Source organism: Streptomyces sp. NPDC006208 (assembly GCF_040613775.1).
Taxonomy (GTDB): Bacteria; Actinomycetota; Actinomycetes; order Streptomycetales; family Streptomycetaceae; genus Streptomyces.
This window is the reverse complement of sequence record NZ_JBEXSW010000128.1, coordinates 1-1,992: the sequence shown is the minus strand read 5'-3', so window position 1 is coordinate 1,992 and position 1,992 is coordinate 1. Positions and strand designations below refer to the sequence as shown.

Genomic DNA, 1,992 nt, shown 5'->3' with positions numbered 1-1,992 from the left:
CGGCCGGGGACGCGCAGGGGTCGTGTCCGGGACGTAAGGCGTCGTAAGTGTTGAGCGGGGCAAGTCCCGGGAAAGCAGTCCCGGACACGAGCCCCGGAGCGGCCCTACGCCACGCTCCCGGACCGGGTCAGGCCAGGGGGCGTCCCCCCGACGTCGCCGCCCGCCCCAGGGCACCGTCCCGGAGCGGCCCAACGCCCCGCGCACCGGCCGGGCCAGGCCCCAAGAGCATCACCCGGTTCGCGCCGCCCGCCCCAGGGCACGGCCCCGGAGCGGCCCTACGCCACGCTCCCGGACCCGGTCAGGCCCGGGGGCGTCCCCCCGGCGTCGCCGCCCGCCCAAGGGCACCGCCCCGCTCGGGCGACAATCACGGACCGGGCGAGCCACCGGGGAACCTTGCCCTGGCGCCGCCCGCCCCAGGGTCCCGCCGCCCTCGGGCGCGACCGTCACGGACCCGGCCGCGCCCGAGGGCCAAGGCCCGCCCCGAGTACGCAGCGCACAAGGCCCCGCGCACCCGCCGGAAGCTAGGCTCGGGCGAGCACTGCGCAACGCCACCCGGGGGGCATCGTGACCGCATCCGTCGTACGTGCCCTCGCCGACGCCGCCCGCGACGCAGCCCACCTTCCCGCGCCCCGCCAGGCCTGCCGTGCCTGCGGCCACGGCGAGGCTGTGCTCGCGGACCGGGCCGACGGCGTCGTCGTACGGCACGGCCGAGCCGTCGCCAAAGCGCACGCACCCGACACCGACCCCCACGCACACCGCGTCCGCATCGCTGTCGCCGCGCACCCCGCCCTCGACGGAGTCCTGCTGCCCCCGCTCCCGCTGCCCGCGAGCGATACCCACGGCCGGCCCGTAACGGCCTGGCCCTACGGCCTCCCCGTCGACCCCGAGGACCCCGACGCCGCCCCCTGGGAGGAGGCCGCGCTCCTGCTCGCCCGACTCCACCGCACGCGGACGGACGCCCTGCCCGGCCCGCTGCCCCCCATGCGCGGACCCGCCAAGGCCGCGGCCGCAGTGGCCCGTATGGAGGCCGCCGCAGCCGACCGCCCTGCGGCCGACGCGGTACGCCGCGCCTGGGAGCGCCTGCCCGCCTGGGCCCGCGACGAGGCCCCCGCCCCGTATCGCAGTGCTCTGTGCCACGGCGACCTGCACCTCGGCCAGCTCGTCCGCCACCCCGCCCCGGCGGGGCCGTGGCTGCTGATCGATGTCGACGACCTGGGGCTCGGCGATCCAGCCTGGGACCTGGCCCGCCCCGCCGCATGGTTCGCGGCGGGCCTGTTGTCCCCGGAGGTCTGGCAGCGTTTCCTCGGCGCCTACATCGCCGGGCACGGCCCGGCGGTCCCCGCGGCCGGCGACCCCTGGTCCCGGCTCGACGTCCCGGCCCGCGCTCTGACCGTCCAGACCGCCGCCCTCGCGCTGGCGAAGTCGGCCGCCGAGCGCCGCGAGCTCGACGAGGTCGAGCAGGCGGTGATCGACACCTGTGCCCGAATCGGCACACTCCCACCCGAGTTGGAGTGCCATCCTGCGTCGTAGGGTGAATCTCTCGTCGCCGGGCAGGCATCCCGGCGACGCCGACCGAACGGCGAGGAGCTGACAAGAACATGCAGTGTCCGAAGTGCCATGCAGCGATGCACACGTACAACCGCAACGGGGTCCAGATCGAGCAGTGCAGCGGCTGTCGCGGGATATTCCTCGACTACGGGGAGCTGGAGTCCCTGACCCGCCTCGAGTCGCAGTGGGTGCAGCAGGCCCCGCCCGCGCCGCCGGCCCCTCAGGCCTACCCCGCCGCCCCCGCTCCCGCCTGGGGCGCGCAGCACCACGGCGGCCACCACGGCGGCCACCACCATCAGCGCGGCTTCGGCCGGATGCTCTTCTCCTCCTGAACCGCGGAGGAACGACAAAGCCCCCCGGCCGTCTCGACGGCCGGGGGGCTTTGGCTGGTGCGCGATACTGGGATTGAACCAGTGACCTCTTCCGTGTCAGGGAAGCGCTCTC

Annotated in this window: 2 protein-coding genes; both read left to right on the top strand. The window is 76.1% G+C overall.

Annotated elements, in window-relative coordinates:
* Positions 1-564: 564 nt before the first annotated feature.
* Positions 565-1,530, top strand: a complete 966-nt coding sequence (locus ABZ208_RS38990) for an aminoglycoside phosphotransferase family protein (RefSeq protein ID WP_356914183.1) — start codon at positions 565-567, stop codon at positions 1,528-1,530.
* A 68-nt stretch (positions 1,531-1,598) separates the two neighbouring features.
* A complete protein-coding gene (locus tag ABZ208_RS38985) occupies positions 1,599-1,880 on the top strand; it encodes a zf-TFIIB domain-containing protein (protein ID WP_328402755.1) in 282 nt (93 codons plus the stop codon).
* Positions 1,881-1,992: the final 112 nt, after the last annotated feature.

Bases quoted from the DNA above. Each gene is read 5' to 3' on its own strand.
- ABZ208_RS38985 (WP_328402755.1), top strand. From the start codon at position 1,599: ATGCAGTGTCCGAAGTGCCATGCAGCGATGCACACGTACAACCGCAAC.